Consider the following 16,089-nt stretch of genomic DNA (forward strand, 5'->3'; position numbering starts at 1 on the left):
TTCTATGTCTACAAACGCACCAGTGATCACTGTTGATGGGCCAAGTGGAGCCGGTAAAGGAACACTTTGCATGCTGTTGGCAGATAAGCTGGGCTGGAATTTACTGGATTCTGGTGCTATTTACCGAGTACTGGCACTGGCAGCAATTCATCATGGTGTAGAACTGGACTCTGAAGCCGCATTGGTTCCACTGGCTGCGCATCTGGATGTGCAGTTCCTTGCAGAAGGCGAACTGGTGAAAGTGATTCTGGAAGGAGAGGACGTCTCTACCACATTACGTACTGAAGACGTTGGCAATGCAGCGTCAAAAGTTGCGGCATTGCCTCGGGTGCGTGAAGCATTGTTACGCCGCCAGCGTGCATTTAGCGGAGAGCCTGGCCTGGTTGCGGATGGACGTGATATGGGTACAGTGGTTTTTCCTAACGCTGAAGTAAAAATTTTCCTGGATGCCAGCGCCGAAGAGCGCGCCAAACGCCGCATGAACCAGTTGCAACAAAAAGGCTTAAGTGTTAACTTTGACAGTCTTTTAAGCGAAATTCAGGAGCGTGATGATCGCGACCGCAACCGTGCTGTTGCGCCATTACGCCCCGCAGCAGATGCTTTAGTGCTAGACTCTACGCATCTGTCGATTGAGCAAGTGACCGAACTGGCGCTGGCTCACATTGAAGAAAAATTGTCGGCTGAGAAATCGGCCTGATGGTATGTCGGTGTCAAGGAATGATAACTGACTTTGTTTTCAACCCCATGCGGTAGGATACCCATGGTTGTTCATATACTGAAGATTATTTAAATGACTGAATCTTTTGCTCAACTCTTTGAAGAGTCTCTAAAAGAAATCGAAACACGCCCTGGCGCGATCGTTAAAGGTACTGTAGTTGCCATTGAGAACGGTTTCGTTCTGGTTGACGCTGGCCTGAAATCTGAGTCAGCTATTCCTGCTGAGCAGTTCAAAAATGCTGCTGGTGAGCTGGAAATCGAAGTTGGCGTTGAAGTTGACGTAGCTCTGGACGCGATTGAAGACGGTTTCGGTGAAACTCAACTTTCTCGTGAGAAAGCGAAGCGTCACGAAGCTTGGATCCAGCTTGAGAAAGCTTACGAAGATGCTGAAACCGTTATTGGTATCATCAACGGTAAAGTTAAAGGTGGCTTCACTGTTGAGCTGAACGGCATCCGTGCGTTCCTGCCTGGTTCTCTGGTTGACGTTCGTCCAGTACGTGACACTGCTCACCTGGAAGGCAAAGAGCTAGAGTTCAAAGTTATCAAGCTGGACCAGAAGCGCAACAACGTTGTTGTTTCTCGTCGTGCTGTTATCGAATCTGAAAACAGCGTTGAGCGTGATGAGCTGCTGGCTTCTCTGCAAGAAGGCATGGAAGTTAAAGGTATCGTTAAGAACCTGACTGACTACGGTGCATTCGTAGATCTGGGCGGTGTTGACGGCCTGCTGCACATCACTGACATGGCTTGGAAACGCGTTAAGCATCCATCAGAAATCGTTAATGTTGGTGACGAAATTAACGTTAAAGTTCTGAAGTTCGACCGTGAGCGTACTCGCGTATCTCTGGGTCTGAAGCAACTGGGTGAAGATCCATGGGTTGCTATCGCTAAGCGTTACCCAGAAGGTACTAAGCTGTCTGGTCGCGTAACTAACCTGACTGACTACGGCTGCTTCGTTGAAATCGAAGAAGGCGTTGAAGGTCTGGTACACGTGTCTGAAATGGACTGGACCAACAAGAACATCCACCCATCTAAAGTGGTTAACGTGGGTGACGAAGTTGAAGTTATGGTTCTGGACATCGACGAAGAACGTCGTCGTATCAGCCTGGGTCTGAAGCAATGTAAAGCTAACCCTTGGCAGCAGTTCGCTGAAGCACAAGCTAAAGGCGACCGTGTAACTGGTAAGATCAAGTCTATCACTGACTTCGGTATCTTCATCGGTCTGGACGGTGGCATTGACGGTCTGGTTCACCTGTCTGACATTTCTTGGAATGTTGCAGGCGAAGACGCTGTTCGTGACTTCAAGAAAGGCGACGAGATTTCAGCAGTTGTTCTGGCTGTTGATGCTGAGCGTGAGCGTATCTCTCTGGGCGTTAAGCAAATCGAAGAAGACCCGTTCAACAGCTTCGTAGCTCTGAACAAGAAAGGTACTCTGATAAACGGTAAAGTGCTTGCCGTTGATGCTAAAGGCGCAACCATTGAGCTGGCTGAAGGCGTAGAAGGTTACCTGCGTGCATCTGAAGCTTCTCGTGACCGCGTAGAAGACGCAACTCTGGTTCTGTCTGAAGGCGATTCAGTTGAAGCGAAGTTCACCGGTGTTGACCGTAAGAACCGCGTTATCAACCTGTCTGTACGTGCGAAAGACGAAGACGAAGAGCAAGAAGCAATGGCTAGCCTGAACCAGCAGGACGAATCTGCATTCGGTAATGCTATGGCTGACGCGTTTAAAGCGGCTAAAGGCGAATAATTTGCCCCAAGGGGGGAAGCATTTTCCCCCTTAACGGTTATACTATTGAGAAACATACTAAAAACGGGGTGATTATGACAAAGTCTGAATTGATCGAAAGGCTGTGCAGCCAACAAACTCATCTTTCTGCCAAACAGGTAGAAGATGCGATCAAGGAAATCCTTGAGCATATGGCAACAACCCTTGCTGAAGGGGACCGTATTGAAATCCGTGGCTTTGGTAGTTTCTCTTTGCATTACCGTGCACCGCGCGTAGGGCGTAACCCGAAAACCGGTGATAAAGTGGAATTGGACGGCAAGTACGTTCCTCACTTTAAACCTGGTAAAGAGTTACGTGACCGCGTGAATGCACCGAATGCAGGATAATCGTATTTAGCACGAAAAAACGGCATGCTGTAAGTATGCCGTTTTTTTATGTCTGTTGATCATGGTCTGATGAGTCGTTTTACTGCATAATCTAATCATCAAGTTTTTGATCTAGTGAGAGGATTCACGATGAAAATAGTAGGCATTATTATCTTGATAGCGTGTTTTTTATTAACGCTGGCGCTGGGTGCGCAGAATCAGGTGATGGTTGACTTCGATTTTCTGATAGCCAAAGGACAATTTCAGCTATCTACGCTTTTAGGTGCGACCTTCGGTATTGGATTTGCAATTGGTTGGTTGATTTGTGGCTCTATGTATCTGAAAGCCCGCTTCACAAAAAATCGTTTAACAAAAAAAGTCGCCAAACAAGAAAAAGAACTAGAGCAGTTGCGTTCTGTAGAGACCGCCAAGGAATAATCACTTCATGCTAGAGCTGTTGTTTCTGTTACTTCCTATTGCCGCAGCATATGGCTGGTACATGGGTAACAGAAGCGCGAGTAATAAGCGGCAGGAAAAGTCTCATCACCTGTCACGCCAATATGTGACAGGCCTGAACCTGCTGCTCTCTGATCAGTCTGATAAAGCTGTCGATTTGTTTATTGAATTATTACAGGTTGATAGTGAAACGATAGATACTCACCTTGCCCTGGGGAACCTGTTCCGTAGCCGGGGTGAAGTTGATCGCGCTATTCGCATTCACCAAAACCTGATTGCCCGCCCGAACCTGACTATTGACCAACGTAACCTGGCATTGCAACAATTGGCTAAAGACTATATGGCTGCCGGGTTCTTCGATCGCGCAGAAAAAATCTTTGAGCAGTTGCTGGACGAGCCTGATCACAGAGAAGGGGCGTTGCAGCAGTTACTGACGATTTATCAGCAAACCCGAGAATGGGATAAAGCGATCGAAATGGCCAGTCAGTTGGTCAAGATGGGTAAAAATAAGCTCAGGCATGATATAGCGCATTATTGGTGTGAGCTGGCCATGCTGGAACTGAGCGCGCATAATTCAGAAAAAGCCAAGCAACTGCTGAAGAAAGCACTGTCTGCCGACAAACACTGTGTACGTGCCTCAATCAGCACCGCCCGGATTCTTATCGCTGAAAAGAATTATAAATCTGCAGCGCAGCAGCTGGAAAAAGTCGCCGAGCAGGATGTGGATTACATTAGTGAAACCCTGCCAATGTTGCTGGAATGCTATGAAGCGACTCACAATGAGGATGGCTGGATAAAGTATCTTCACCACTGTGTTGACAACCATGCCGGGGCGACCGCTGAACTGATGCTTGCGGATGAGATTGCTCGTCATGAAGGCGCTATCATGGCGCAATCCTTTATGACGCGACAACTGCTGAAGAACCCAACGATGAAAGGCTTCTATCAGTTGATGGATTATCATCTTGATGAAGCAGAAGAAGGCCGCGCCAAGGACAGTTTGTCCACGTTGCGCAGCCTGGTCGGTGAACAATTGAAAATGAAACCACATTATCGTTGCGGTAAGTGCGGTTTTGAAAGTCATTCACTTTACTGGCAATGCCCGTCCTGCAAAGGGTGGGGGGCAGTGAAACCCATTCGAGGACTGGATGGGGAGTAATGGCGACAAAGAGAATGTAAATTTGAAAGGGCTGATCACTGTGCGTGCTGGCCCTTTCTTTTGAAGATAGCAATGCAGAACAGAAGTCTAGGAGAAAGCATGTTAGACCCAAAAGTGATAGTGGCACTGGATTACCCTACTCAGGATGCGGCACTGGCCTTTGTTGACCGCATTGAGCCAGGCAGTTGCCGACTGAAAGTAGGCAAAGAAATGTTTACTTTGTTTGGGCCGGACTTTGTGCGTAAGTTACACGACAAAGGCCATTCCGTCTTTTTGGATCTTAAGTTTCATGATATCCCGAATACCTGTTCCCGTGCGGTGAAAGCGGCGGCCGAACTCGGGGTGTGGATGGTGAATGTACACGCCAGTGGTGGTGAGCGCATGATGAGCGCCTCTCGTGAGATTCTGGAGCCTTACGGTAAAGACAGGCCGCTGTTGATTGCCGTCACTGTGCTGACCAGCATGGAAGCACAGGACTTGGCCGGGGTGGGTATCTCCTGCTCACCAGAAGAACACGTACTGAATCTTGCGACTCTGACCAAGAACAGTGGGCTGGATGGCGTGGTATGTTCAGCACAGGAAGCGAGTCTGCTGAAGGCAAATCTGGGTGCTGAATTTAAACTGGTGACGCCGGGAATTCGCCCTGCCGGCAGTGCCGCGGGTGATCAGCGCCGTGTGATGACCCCTGCAGAAGCGGTGAAAGCAGGGTCAGATTATCTGGTCATCGGTCGTCCTATTACTCAGGCTGACGATCCGGCTGCAGTGCTGGCCGAGATCAACCGTTCTCTTCTGGCGTAATTTTCTCTTCCTATACTGCCTCTGTCTCTCTATGTCATCCCCGCTCCGGCGGGGTTGTTTTTACAGCACTTCAGGATGTTTCTTACACTTTTACTTGTAAGTACAGATAATAAAGCCGTATAGAGCATGTGCTGGACTGGCAATCTCCACTCTGGCGGTTGGTTGGGATTGCCATATTGATAGGGGTGATCGTTGGTTTACAGCATGACTGGCTAACCCGTAATCAACCAGAAGGGCAGCGTGCATTCGGACTTGTTCATTGGCCGGCTTTCTGCGAGGGCTGATTGGTCATCAGGCGGGCATTTATTCGGCTGTTGATCTGAACATTACTGACTCTCAGTTAAACATGAATCTTCGCTGAGCGGCTGCTGGTCCGGGTGCTGCGATCGTGCGACGGCGCCGTAAAGTGACTGTCCAGCAGCTTCTGAGTCAACGGGTGCTGTGGCGCACTGAACACCTCCTGCGTTGCACCCTGTTCCACTACTTCTCCTTTTTGCATCACCATCAACTTATCGCTGAAATGCTTAATCACGCCCATATGCTGAGAAACATAGATGTACGACAGCCCCATTTCCTGCTGGAGATCGAGCAGCAGGTTAATGATCTGAGAGCGTACTGACATGTCCAGTCCATTGAGGGCTTCGTCTGCCACGATAATACAAGGCTGCAGAATCAGTGCGCGAGCCAGTGATACCCGCTGTTTCTGGCCGGTTGCCAGCATTTGCGGGTAGAAATAGGCATGTTCCGGCAGCAAACCGACACGCAGCAAAGTGGCCTTGATACGGTTTTCGCGCTCCTGCGGCGTCATGCTGGTATTACGTTTCAGTGGCCCTTCCAGGAGCTGACCAATTTGAATCCTTGGATTCAGCGAGGTATTCGGATCCTGAAATATCATGCGAATCAGCTTACAGCGGGTTTTGTAATCCTCGAAAGCCAATGGCTCGTCGTTGACCCTGATTTCACCGCCCGAGGGGTCGACAACGCCTGCCAGCATCTTAGCCAGAGTCGATTTACCTGAACCATTTTCACCGATCAGAGCCAGGGTTTCACCCACCTCCAGGTTGAAAGATACCGGTTTGACAGCTTCTGAGCTGCGGCGGCGGAAAAAGCCGGAACGGTGGTGGTATTCTTTTCTCAGGTCAGTCACTTCCAATAGGGCACTCATGATTTAGGCTCCGGCATATTCAGCGGGAAATGGCAGCTGTATTTATGGTTTTTGACTTTCTTGCGCTTAGGGATTTCCACACACTTACGCTGTGCATAGGGGCAGCGCGGTCCCAGCCGGCAACCGATAGGCAAATGCTGCAACGGTGGAATCGAGCCGGGCAGCGTGGTGAGTTTACTCTTATGCGGAATATCCTGGCTGAAATCCGGCATGGCCTGCAGCAAGGCGATCGTATAAGGGTGGTGCGGCGTGGTCAGTAACTGTTTACGGCTGCCGGATTCAACCGCCTGTCCGCAGTACATCACTGTGATCCGGTCGGCCCACTGGGTGACCGTTGTCAGGTCGTGGCTGACCAGCAGTATAGTGGTGTTATTGAGCTGGTTCATCCGGCTCAGCAAACGGAAAATCTGCGCCTGTGTGATGGGGTCCAGATCGTTGGTGGGCTCATCGGCAATCAATAACCGTGGCCGGTTGGCAATGGCCATCGCTATCATGATTTTCTGGCACTCACCGTCAGTCAACTGATAGGGATAACTGCTCATAACGCGTTTATGGTCTTTTATGCCGACCTTGTGCAGCAGGGCTATCGCCTGTTTCTGACGCCAGTGGAAGCGCTGCCAGAAGGTACCATTGAAAGAGCTGCGCGGAATGGCTTCTTCCAACTGCTGGCCCACATGCTCAGAGGGATCAAGGCAGGAAGAGGGTTCCTGAAAGATCATCGCAATTTCGCGGCCCACCACTTTGCGGCGTTCGCGCGGAGACAGTGCCTGAAGATCAATATCGCCAAGGCGTAAGCGGTCGGCACTGACCCGCCAGTTGTCTTTAGTGACACCGGCGATAGCCTTCGCGACCAGACTCTTACCTGACCCTGACTCGCCAACCAGTCCGCGAATTTCACCTTCATTCAGTGTCAGGCTCATGCGCTCAACGGCTTTGACCATGCCCTGAGGCGTTTCAATTTCAATGGTGAGGTTTCGTATATCGAGCAGTGGCATCAGTCGACTCCTGCATTAATTGCCTGACGGAGACCTTCTCCTACTAAGTTTACCACTAAGATGCTGAAGGTGATGGCCAGGCCGGGCAGGGTCACTGTCCAGGGTGCCAGATAGATCAATTCGATGGAATCACCCAGCATGGCACCCCATTCCGGTGACGGAGACTGTGCCCCCAGCCCCAGAAAGCCCAGCGCCGCGATATCTATCATGGCGATAGAGATCGCCCGGGTCAGCTCACTGATAATAACGGGCTGAATATTTGGCAAAACAGAGTAGTACAGCAGGTAGAAACTGTTCGCACCGTCTAGCCGCGCTGCAATGATGTACTCTTTTTCCATCTCATCGTGGACAGCAGAGTATATCGCACGGATAAAACGCGGGATCAGCGCCAGCCAGATTGCCAGCAGAATACTGGTCATGCCGGTACCCATGTAGGCAATGATGATAATGGCAAGCAGCAGCGACGGTATCGACAACACAGTATCCAGTACGTGGTTAAGGATACTGGACTTCAGCCCGCGAGTCATACCTGCCAGTACGCCTATGATTATGCCCAGGATCGCCGAAGCCAGTGCCACAAGCAGCGCGTAGCCAAAGGTCAGCTGGCTTCCCAGCAGAATTCGGGTGAAGAGATCGCGGCCCAGATCATCAGTACCGAAGAAAAATTCCACATGTCCACTGGCGTCCCAGGAAGGGGGCATCAGAAACTCGCCCACTTGCTCTCCCGGCCCGTAGGCAACCATTAACGGGGCGAAGATTGTTATCAGCAGCAGGAAGCCAAGGCACCACAATCCAAACACCGCCAGAGAATTGGCCTGATAATTTTGCCAGGCCCGTTCCCATTGCGTCGGAATCTTATGTTCCTGATATATATTATTTGATGGCATACCATTCCTTACGGGTCAGTGGGTTCACCATAGCGCCCGCCAGGTCAGAAAGAATGTTCGCGAACAGAATGAATCCACCGACAGTAATCACACCGGCCTGAATGGCTACATAGTTTTGTGTGGCAATGGCGTCAAGCAACCAGCGGCCTATACCGGGCCAGTTGAAAATGGACTCTGTTAACATGGCGAAGGTCATCATGGTTGAAAACTGCATCCCCAGTTTGGGGATAATTGGCGGAATGGCATTTTTCAGGGCATGCCGGATGATGATCTCCCACATTGACAACCCTTTGGTTTGCGCAACCCTAATGAAGTTTTGCTGCATGACATCGGCAACAGAAGCACGGGTCAGACGTATCACTTCGGTCGTTGGTGCTATGGCCAGCACTAATGTCGGTAATACCAGATGGCGGATGACATCGATCAGTGCGGCTGAACGATAGCTCACGTCAGACAGAAACACATCGATCAGGGCAAAACCTGTCACGGAATCAATCTGGTAGAGCAAGTTATAGCGCCCGGCAACAGGCAGCCAGCCAAGCTTGAGCGAAAACAGCATAATAAACAGCATGGCCAGCCAGAATAACGGCAGGGAATAACCCACCAGTGTCAGGGATGAAATGCAGGTATCCACCCAACGGCCACGCTTGACGCCTGCCAGTGTGCCAAGCGGGATGCCAACAATCAGCGACAGAATAAAGGCGAAAAAGCACAGCTCCAGTGTGGCAGGGAACACCTGGAGAATCTCTGACAGAATAGGTTGCCCTTCCTGATTCAGCCCGAGGTTACCCACCATCAGGTTATCGAGGTACAGCAGCCAGCCGGGCCAAAATTCGTGAAGATTCCAGTAGCTGGACGGCTCAATACGTAAAATGCTGTAGCCGATCAAGGTGAGTATGAACAGGGTGATCAGAAACAGATTCAATCGGCGAATGGTATAGATAAACATCAGTTATTCGCTCCGGTACACATTAGAGAATGAGCGAGTACCGAACGGACTCAGATGCAGCCCGTGCAGAGATTTATGGTGGATCTGATAATGAATACCGTGCGCCAGCGGAATAATCGGCACTTCGTCGCGTAATATTCCCTGAGCATATTGGTAGTAGTCCATGCGTTGATCCAGCTTAGTGGTGCGTGACGCCAGTTCCAGCAGGTTATCAAACTGAAGGTTGCACCAGTTAGCGACATTCAGGCCAGCTTGCTTGGCGCTGCACGACAGCAGCGGGCGCAGGAAGTTATCCGGATCGCCATTATCCGCCACCCAGCCAGTCAGGGTCAGATCTATGCCTTTCTGGGCCACCGAACCTGGCCGGAGCGGCCTGTCCTGTAACAGTAAGGTGACATCAACCCCCACTGCCCGTAAGTCAGCCTGGATTAACTCGGCCGTTTTGCGCGGGCTGGGGTTGTAAGGTCTGGGTTCCATTGGAACGGCAAGGATCAGGTGCAGGTTATTACTGTAGCCAGCCTCTTTCAGCAATGCCATGGCTGTGTCCGGGTCATAATTGACGTCTGTCAGATGAGCATCATGTGCCCAGGACATGGGTGGCAGCAATGTTTTGGCCTTGGTACCCGTGCCGTAGTAGACAGAATCAAGCAGGTTCTCACGGTTAATGGCCAGATTGAGCGCCTGACGTACCCGAACATCCTGCAAAGCGGGGATATTATTATTGATGGCCAGAAAAGCAACGTTCATGGCTGTCTGGGCAATCAGTTCGAAGTCCGGGTTATTTTTAATCACAGGTAACTGACTGGCAACCGGCGAGGAGAGAACATCACACTCATGATTGAGAAGCTTGGCCAGTGATCCTGTGCCGCGAGACGAAATATCAAACACCACCTGATTCATGAAAGGCGCACCACGCCAGTAAAAAGCATTACGTTTCAGCCGGATCAAATCATGCGGATGATATTCAGCCAGATAGAATGGGCCAGTGCCTACCGGTTTGGTATCAATGTAGTCAGGATGGCCTTCACGCAGCAGCTGATCAGCGTATTCTGCTGAATGAATGGCCGCATACGAACTCGACAGGGTAGATAAAAAGGCATTGTCAGGCCGGGTGAGAGTGAATCTCACTGTGCTGGTATCAAGGCTATCTATACTGTCAATCAGCTGGCCGAATGACTGACTTTCGAACCAGGGATAATGACCGCCAGAGACAGAATGATAAGGGTGCTTGGGGTCGATTACCCGCTTAAAGCTGAATACCACGTCTTCGGCATTAAAGTGCCTGGTAGGTGCAAAATTTGCGGTCTGCTGAAAGCGCACATCTTTTCTGAGAGTGAAGGTGTACTCCAGACCGTCCTCACTGACGCTCCAGCTGCTGGCAAGCGCAGGTTGCGGCAGATGACTGATAGGATCAAGCTGGAGCAGACGGTCAAAAACCTGAGCGGCCAGACTGTCTGCGGTATGTCCGCCATCGGTTAACTGCGGGTTAAAGGTCCAGGGTGTATCCTGACCACAATAAATAAACCCCCATTGGCGTATGGTGTTATCGTGTTGTGGCTGTGAACAGGCCGTCAAACCCAGCAATCCGGCACAGGTGAGCAGCAATCGGAAACAGGCGTTCATAACAACGCTCTTATCTAAATGGTGTCGAGAAAAAACAAGTGGCTAAATTTACCACTTTCCGTGCCAAGCACCAAGGTATCTCCTTCAATATCCAGTGTGTTTTTATCCGAAGGTCCTTTTTCTATTCTTCCAGATTACTGCCCACCATATTATGTTTACGCAGTAAGCCCCTGAGTTGATGGTAGCTTAATCCCAACAGTTGTGCGGCTTTTCGCTGGTTGTACTTGGCTTGCGCCAGAGCATGGTTAATTAACGCAATTTCCTGTTCGGTCTGATACTGACGTAAATCCAGCGGTAACACAGGCAGAGCATTAACGGACTGAGTACTGTTTTCTGAGTCGTCGTTTTCTTGATCAGAGTCATTAGCTGACCAGGGTGACTGAAACGGGTCCAGTACAATATCCTGTATTGGAAGATCCTCATTTGACTGGCGGAACACGGAACGCTCTACGGTATTTTTCAACTCTCTGACGTTACCGGGCCATTGGTAAGCCAGTAAAGTGCGCTGGGCTTGTTGACTGAATCCGGCAAAGTAGCTGAATCCCATTTCCCGGCACATGCGCACGGCATAGTATTCAGCCAGTGGCAGAATGTCTTCCTGGCGTTCACGAAGTGGCGGAAGATGTATGATATCGAAGGCGAGTCTGTCCAACAGATCCGCTCTGAACTTGCCGGCTTCGGCCATCGCCGGCAGATCGGCATTGGTGGCACAAATCAAACGGACATTTGCCTGGCAGGTTTTGCTTCCTCCCACCCGTTCGTATTCCCCGTATTCAATGACACGGAGCAGTTTTTCCTGAATGCCCATCGGAGAGGTGGCCAGCTCATCCAGAAACAGCGTTCCTCCTTCCGCCCGCTCGAACCTGCCCTGATGGCGGCCTTTGGCGCCGGTAAAGGAGCCGGCTTCATGGCCGAATAATTCAGAGTCTATGATGCCGTCACTCAGTGCGGCACAGTTTAACGATACCAGAGGCTGATCCCAGCGCTTTGATAAATAGTGGATACGCTGGGCAATCAGCTCTTTGCCTGTCCCGCGTTCACCAAGAATCAGTAAAGGGCGTTCAAGCGGAGCCAGACGGGATGCATGATCCAGGGCTGCCAGAAAGGGTTCAGATTCACCGATCAGATTGTCTGTTTTTTGCATCAGGTTATCCGTTACTGTGTAGAAAATGAATATATGCCCAACTGGCGAGAGGTTGCCGGGAGGCACAATACTGGTGTGGTGAATTTCACCAACTCTTGGTGTAAACACTCATAAGATAGCAGCGAGAATCTGTATCTGCAAAGGTAAATGTCTGAAATTACGGCTTTTTAAAAGTTGGCACGGCTCTTGTAATAAGAGTTACAGGCAGATTGCTATCTGGTGAAATGACATATCACAATGCTTGCAACCCGACATGTGTGGTTGCAGCGATGAAAGGAGAGACATAATGGGTATTTTTTCTCGTTTTGCGGACATTGTAAACGCCAACGTGAATTCGCTGTTGGACAAAGCTGAAGATCCGCAAAAAATGATCCGCCTGATCATTCAGGAAATGGAAGACACGCTGGTGGAAGTCCGTACTTCTTCGGCCAAAGCGATGGCAGATAAAAAAGAGCTGTATCGTCGTATTAACAGTCTGCAATCACAGTCTGAAGACTGGCAGAACAAAGCTACACTGGCACTGCAGAAGAGCCGTGAAGATCTGGCACGCGCTGCGCTGATTGAAAAACAGAAAATCAGCGATGTGGTACTGACGCTGCAGGAAGAATATAAGCTGGTGGAAGAAACCATCGAAAAGCTGGCAACAGAAGTGGCTGAACTGGAGCGTAAGCTGCAGGAAACCCGCGCCCGGCAGCAAAGCCTGGTGGTGCGTCATCAGGCTGCAGATAATCGTCGTGAAGTCCGCCGCCAGCTTGATACCGGTAAAGTGGAAGAAGCCTTGTCTAAATTCGAGCAGTACGAACGCCGCATTGATGAAATGGAAGCAGAAGCTGACAGCTATAATATAGGCCGGGGCAAAAGCCTGGAGCAGGAATTTGCAGACCTGCAGGCGCAGGATGACATTGAAAAAGAGCTGGAACGCCTGAAAGCGGGCATGAAAGACAAAGAATAACGTCTCAAAAGGAGAGTGTGCATGTCCATGGGATTTATTGTAGGGCCGTTGATTGTCTTTCTGGTGTTTGTTGCGCCACTGTGGCTGATTTTACACTACCGCAGTAAGCGTCAGACGGCACAGGGGCTGTCAGGTGAAGATACTGACAAATTACAAGGGCTGGTGGTCCGTGCTGAGCAAATGCAGCAACGTATTGTGACACTGGAAAAAATACTTGATGCGGAAGCGCCACACTGGAGGCAGAAGCCATGACGAAAACCTTATACCGTGATCCGAAGAACGGCAAGCTGGGCGGGGTTTGCGCCGGGATCGCCGAATACTTCGGGGTGGAGGCCTGGGTTGTCCGTATTCTGACTGTGTCTGCCTTTCTGCTGGGTATCGGGTTCTTTGTGACGCTGGCTTATATCGCAGCTTGTCTGTTTCTCGACAAGATGCCGGAAGAGCGTCAGATTCAGCAGCATGCTTATAAAGAGCACACAGTGAAACAGAAACCCTGGCAGTCGGGACAGTCGCCGTCGCAGCTATTGGATAATATTGAAAATGAGTTTGATCAGATGGAAGGCAAGCTCCGCGACTTGGAAGCCTATGTCACCTCATCGGCCTTCAATGTAGAAAAAGCGTTCAAACAGCTTTAATTTATCGGTCAAGTGTTACGAAAAGCAGGCAGTGGCCTGCTTTTCTGTTGCGTATCAGCCAATAACAACCAAAAGGGCAGGATATGATTCATTTGGGGCAAGAGCTCAACAAACTGGTAAACCGTGGCCTGGACAGGCATGTGCGTCTGGCGGTGACAGGATTGTCCCGAGCCGGTAAAACGGCCTTTATTACTTCGCTGGTGAATCAACTGCAGCATGTCAGCACCAACCCGCGGCTGCCACTGTTTCCGGCCGTCAGTGACGGTCATCTGCTGGGCGCGCGCCGTGTCCCTCAGGTTGATATGCATGTACCGGCTTTTGGTTACGAAGAAGGCATGCAGGCTTTGCTGCAATCGCCCCCGCACTGGCCGGAACCGACCCGGGACGTCAGTCAGATACGTATGGCGCTGCGCTTTAAACCGCAGAAAGGCCCGTTAAAACTGCTGCAGGATACCGCCACTCTGTATCTGGATATCATTGATTATCCTGGTGAGTGGCTGCTGGATCTGCCGTTACTGGAAATGGATTACCTGGCCTGGTCAAAACAGCAGGCTCGGTTGATGACTGGCCGCCGTCAACAGCTGGCAAGTGACTGGCTTGCTGCAGGCGAGACACTGGATCCCTTCGCGCCGGCTGACGAACAAGCATTGGCGCTTCTGGCGGCGACCTTCACCGACTATCTGTTCAAGTGTAAAGCAGAAGCCGGGTTGCACTGGGTTCAACCAGGACGTTTTGTGTTACCCGGTGAACTGGCAGGGGCACCGGTGTTGCAGTTTTTCCCGTTTATGTGGCTGGAAAAATACACCGAAGCCCAGTTAAATGAAGCGGGTGACGACACCAATATCGGCTTGCTGAAACGCCGCTACAAGTATTATCAGCAGCACGTGGTGAAAGGCTTTTACCGGGAGCACTTTTCCCGTTTCGACCGACAGATCATTCTGGTCGATTGCCTGCAACCGCTCAATGCCGGCCGCGAATCGTTTAATGATATGCGCCATGCACTCAATCAACTGATGCAGAGTTTTCATTATGGCAGAAGCTCCTTGTTACGCCGCTTGTTTTCGCCTCGTATCGATAAAGTGCTGTTTGCGGCGACCAAGGCCGATCACATTACCCCGGAGCAACATCCGAATCTGGTCAGCCTGTTACAGCAAATGGTCAATGAAGCCTGGCAAACGGCTTCTTTTGAGGGCATTAACATGAGCTGTACCAGTCTGGCTGCCATTCAGGCCACGGAGCCGGGCTTTGTGGATCATCAGGGCAAGCAGGTGCCGGCACTGCGGGGGCATACCTTGTCAGGACAGGCACAGACAGTGTTTCCTGGCGAAGTGCCGCGCAGACTGCCGGATGATGCTTTCTGGCAGGCGCAGGGGTTTGACTTTGTCAGTTTCCGTCCGCTGCCACAACAAAGCGATGAGCCCTTGCCGCACATTCGTATGGATAAAACATTGGCGTTTTTGCTGGGAGATAAACTGCGATGACTAAGCCGTATCAAAGCAAAATTGTATTTGATGAGAAGGACGCCGAGCCGCCAGGCCCGGATCTGAAAAGTCGGCTGGAATTTGCCGGGCAGGACAGCTTTTTGCCCGCCGCAGCCGAAGAGGAATCTGACTCGCAGGCCGAAGCGCAATTGGAGAAAACGCTGGGAAAATCGTCTTCCCGGGGACGCTGGCTGAAAACCTTGCTGCTGGGCGGCATCGGACTGACGATGTGGCAGAGCGTTGATTATGTTGCCAGCGCCTATCTGAGCGGTGACTGGTTGTCACTGGGCTGGAGTGTGCTGGTGGCCTCGGTAGCTGCAACGGGTATCGGTGTGCTTGGCCGTGAATGGCTCAGGCTACGCCGCCTCAAAGATCGCCAGACAGAACGCGAGCAGGCTGAAATGTTACTGGCCGCCGAGGGCATCGGGCAGGGGAAAGCATTTTGTATCCGCCTGGCCAAGCAAGGTGCAATTTCGGCTGAGAACCCGGGTTACAGCCGTTGGCAGGCGTCTTTGGCGGCAACACATAATGATGCGGAAGTGCTGGCCATGTATGACCAGCTGGTGCTCAGTCAGCAGGATAAGCAAGCCAAAAAGCTGGTGGTTAAATATGCGCGGGAAGCCGCCCTGATGGTCGCGGTCAGCCCGTTAGCGATTGCTGATGTGTTGCTGGTCGCCTGGCGGAATTTTCGTCTGATTGATCAGATAGCGGCAGTCTATGGTATCGAGCTCGGCTACTGGTCGCGTATTCAGTTGTTCAAGCTGGTATTGAAAAATATGGCCATAGCCGGTGCCAGTGAGCTTATCACCGACAGCAGTATGGATATCTTGTCTGTGCATCTTGCCGGTAGACTGTCTGCCAGAGCCGCGCAAGGACTGGGTGTGGGTTTGTTGACGGGCCGTCTTGGCCTTAAGGCCATGAATCTGATGCGTCCGTTACCCTGGCAACCGGAACAAGCCCCGGCATTGAGTGATATTCGTCGTGACTTACTCAGCCGGCTGGGCGGGGATAAAGCAGAAAAACCGGCAGACTGATGCCCT

General features: G+C 51.0%; 17 protein-coding genes. 11 read left to right on the plus strand and 6 right to left on the minus strand.

The window, feature by feature from the left end:
- Positions 1–4 precede the first annotated feature (4 nt).
- The 6 genes from cmk to pyrF all read left to right on the plus strand — a co-directional run bounded on the left by cmk (position 5) and on the right by pyrF (position 5,218).
- A complete protein-coding gene (gene cmk, locus L6J37_RS17195; RefSeq protein ID WP_237796043.1) occupies positions 5–697 on the plus strand; it encodes a (d)CMP kinase in 693 nt (230 codons plus the stop codon).
- Between the two features lie 93 nt (positions 698–790).
- The gene (gene rpsA / locus L6J37_RS17200; RefSeq protein WP_192015321.1) at positions 791–2,461 is read left to right on the plus strand and encodes a 30S ribosomal protein S1; all 1,671 of its coding nucleotides are present in this window, start codon (positions 791–793) and stop codon (positions 2,459–2,461) included.
- A 74-nt stretch (positions 2,462–2,535) separates the two neighbouring features.
- Positions 2,536–2,826: an integration host factor subunit beta gene (gene ihfB / locus L6J37_RS17205; RefSeq protein WP_027253366.1), complete on the plus strand. Its 291-nt coding sequence runs from the start codon at positions 2,536–2,538 to the stop codon at positions 2,824–2,826.
- Between the two features lie 129 nt (positions 2,827–2,955).
- The gene (locus tag L6J37_RS17210) at positions 2,956–3,243 is read left to right on the plus strand and encodes a LapA family protein (RefSeq protein ID WP_046219696.1); all 288 of its coding nucleotides are present in this window, start codon (positions 2,956–2,958) and stop codon (positions 3,241–3,243) included.
- A gap of 7 nt (positions 3,244–3,250) precedes the next feature.
- Entirely contained in the window at positions 3,251–4,420 is a 1,170-nt protein-coding gene (lapB, locus tag L6J37_RS17215; protein ID WP_192015322.1) for a lipopolysaccharide assembly protein LapB, read from the plus strand.
- 99 nt (positions 4,421–4,519) lie between these two features.
- Positions 4,520–5,218, plus strand: a complete 699-nt coding sequence (gene pyrF, locus L6J37_RS17220) for an orotidine-5'-phosphate decarboxylase (RefSeq protein ID WP_192015323.1) — start codon at positions 4,520–4,522, stop codon at positions 5,216–5,218.
- A gap of 340 nt (positions 5,219–5,558) precedes the next feature.
- On the opposite strand, the gene L6J37_RS17225 is transcribed toward pyrF, so the two are convergent.
- The 6 genes from L6J37_RS17225 to pspF all read right to left on the minus strand — a co-directional run bounded on the left by L6J37_RS17225 (position 5,559) and on the right by pspF (position 11,981).
- Complete coding sequence (locus L6J37_RS17225; RefSeq protein WP_192015324.1) at positions 5,559–6,383, minus strand: peptide ABC transporter ATP-binding protein; 825 nt, start codon at positions 6,381–6,383, stop codon at positions 5,559–5,561.
- A complete protein-coding gene (locus tag L6J37_RS17230; protein ID WP_192015325.1) occupies positions 6,380–7,378 on the minus strand; it encodes a peptide ABC transporter ATP-binding protein in 999 nt (332 codons plus the stop codon). The genes L6J37_RS17225 and L6J37_RS17230 overlap by 4 nt, the downstream gene beginning before the upstream one ends.
- Complete coding sequence (gene sapC, locus L6J37_RS17235; RefSeq protein ID WP_192015326.1) at positions 7,378–8,265, minus strand: putrescine export ABC transporter permease SapC; 888 nt, start codon at positions 8,263–8,265, stop codon at positions 7,378–7,380. The genes L6J37_RS17230 and sapC overlap by 1 nt, the downstream gene beginning before the upstream one ends.
- Positions 8,252–9,214 carry an ABC transporter permease gene (locus L6J37_RS17240; protein WP_192015327.1) on the minus strand — a complete coding sequence of 321 codons (963 nt, stop codon included), beginning with the start codon at positions 9,212–9,214 and terminating at the stop codon, positions 8,252–8,254. The genes sapC and L6J37_RS17240 overlap by 14 nt, the downstream gene beginning before the upstream one ends.
- 3 nt (positions 9,215–9,217) lie before the next feature.
- On the minus strand, positions 9,218–10,837 hold the full coding sequence (gene sapA, locus L6J37_RS17245) for an ABC transporter substrate-binding protein SapA (protein ID WP_237796044.1): 1,620 nt from the start codon (positions 10,835–10,837) through the stop codon (positions 9,218–9,220).
- A gap of 121 nt (positions 10,838–10,958) precedes the next feature.
- Positions 10,959–11,981, minus strand: coding sequence for a phage shock protein operon transcriptional activator (gene pspF / locus L6J37_RS17250; RefSeq protein ID WP_218383122.1), 1,023 nt, complete (start codon positions 11,979–11,981; stop codon positions 10,959–10,961).
- A gap of 286 nt (positions 11,982–12,267) precedes the next feature.
- Between pspF and pspA the strand changes: the two genes are divergently transcribed.
- The 5 genes from pspA to L6J37_RS17275 all read left to right on the plus strand — a co-directional run bounded on the left by pspA (position 12,268) and on the right by L6J37_RS17275 (position 16,083).
- Entirely contained in the window at positions 12,268–12,933 is a 666-nt protein-coding gene (pspA, locus tag L6J37_RS17255) for a phage shock protein PspA (RefSeq protein WP_192015330.1), read from the plus strand.
- A gap of 21 nt (positions 12,934–12,954) precedes the next feature.
- Complete coding sequence (gene pspB, locus L6J37_RS17260) at positions 12,955–13,185, plus strand: envelope stress response membrane protein PspB (protein WP_027253354.1); 231 nt, start codon at positions 12,955–12,957, stop codon at positions 13,183–13,185.
- Positions 13,182–13,568, plus strand: coding sequence for an envelope stress response membrane protein PspC (pspC, locus tag L6J37_RS17265; RefSeq protein ID WP_237796045.1), 387 nt, complete (start codon positions 13,182–13,184; stop codon positions 13,566–13,568). The genes pspB and pspC overlap by 4 nt, the downstream gene beginning before the upstream one ends.
- A gap of 83 nt (positions 13,569–13,651) precedes the next feature.
- The gene (locus L6J37_RS17270) at positions 13,652–15,049 is read left to right on the plus strand and encodes a YcjX family protein (protein ID WP_192015332.1); all 1,398 of its coding nucleotides are present in this window, start codon (positions 13,652–13,654) and stop codon (positions 15,047–15,049) included.
- The gene (locus tag L6J37_RS17275) at positions 15,046–16,083 is read left to right on the plus strand and encodes a YcjF family protein (protein ID WP_192015333.1); all 1,038 of its coding nucleotides are present in this window, start codon (positions 15,046–15,048) and stop codon (positions 16,081–16,083) included. The genes L6J37_RS17270 and L6J37_RS17275 overlap by 4 nt, the downstream gene beginning before the upstream one ends.
- Positions 16,084–16,089 lie beyond the last annotated feature (6 nt).

This window comes from Photobacterium sp. WH77, from assembly GCF_022014395.1.
Taxonomy (GTDB): domain Bacteria; phylum Pseudomonadota; class Gammaproteobacteria; order Enterobacterales; family Vibrionaceae; genus Photobacterium; species Photobacterium arenosum.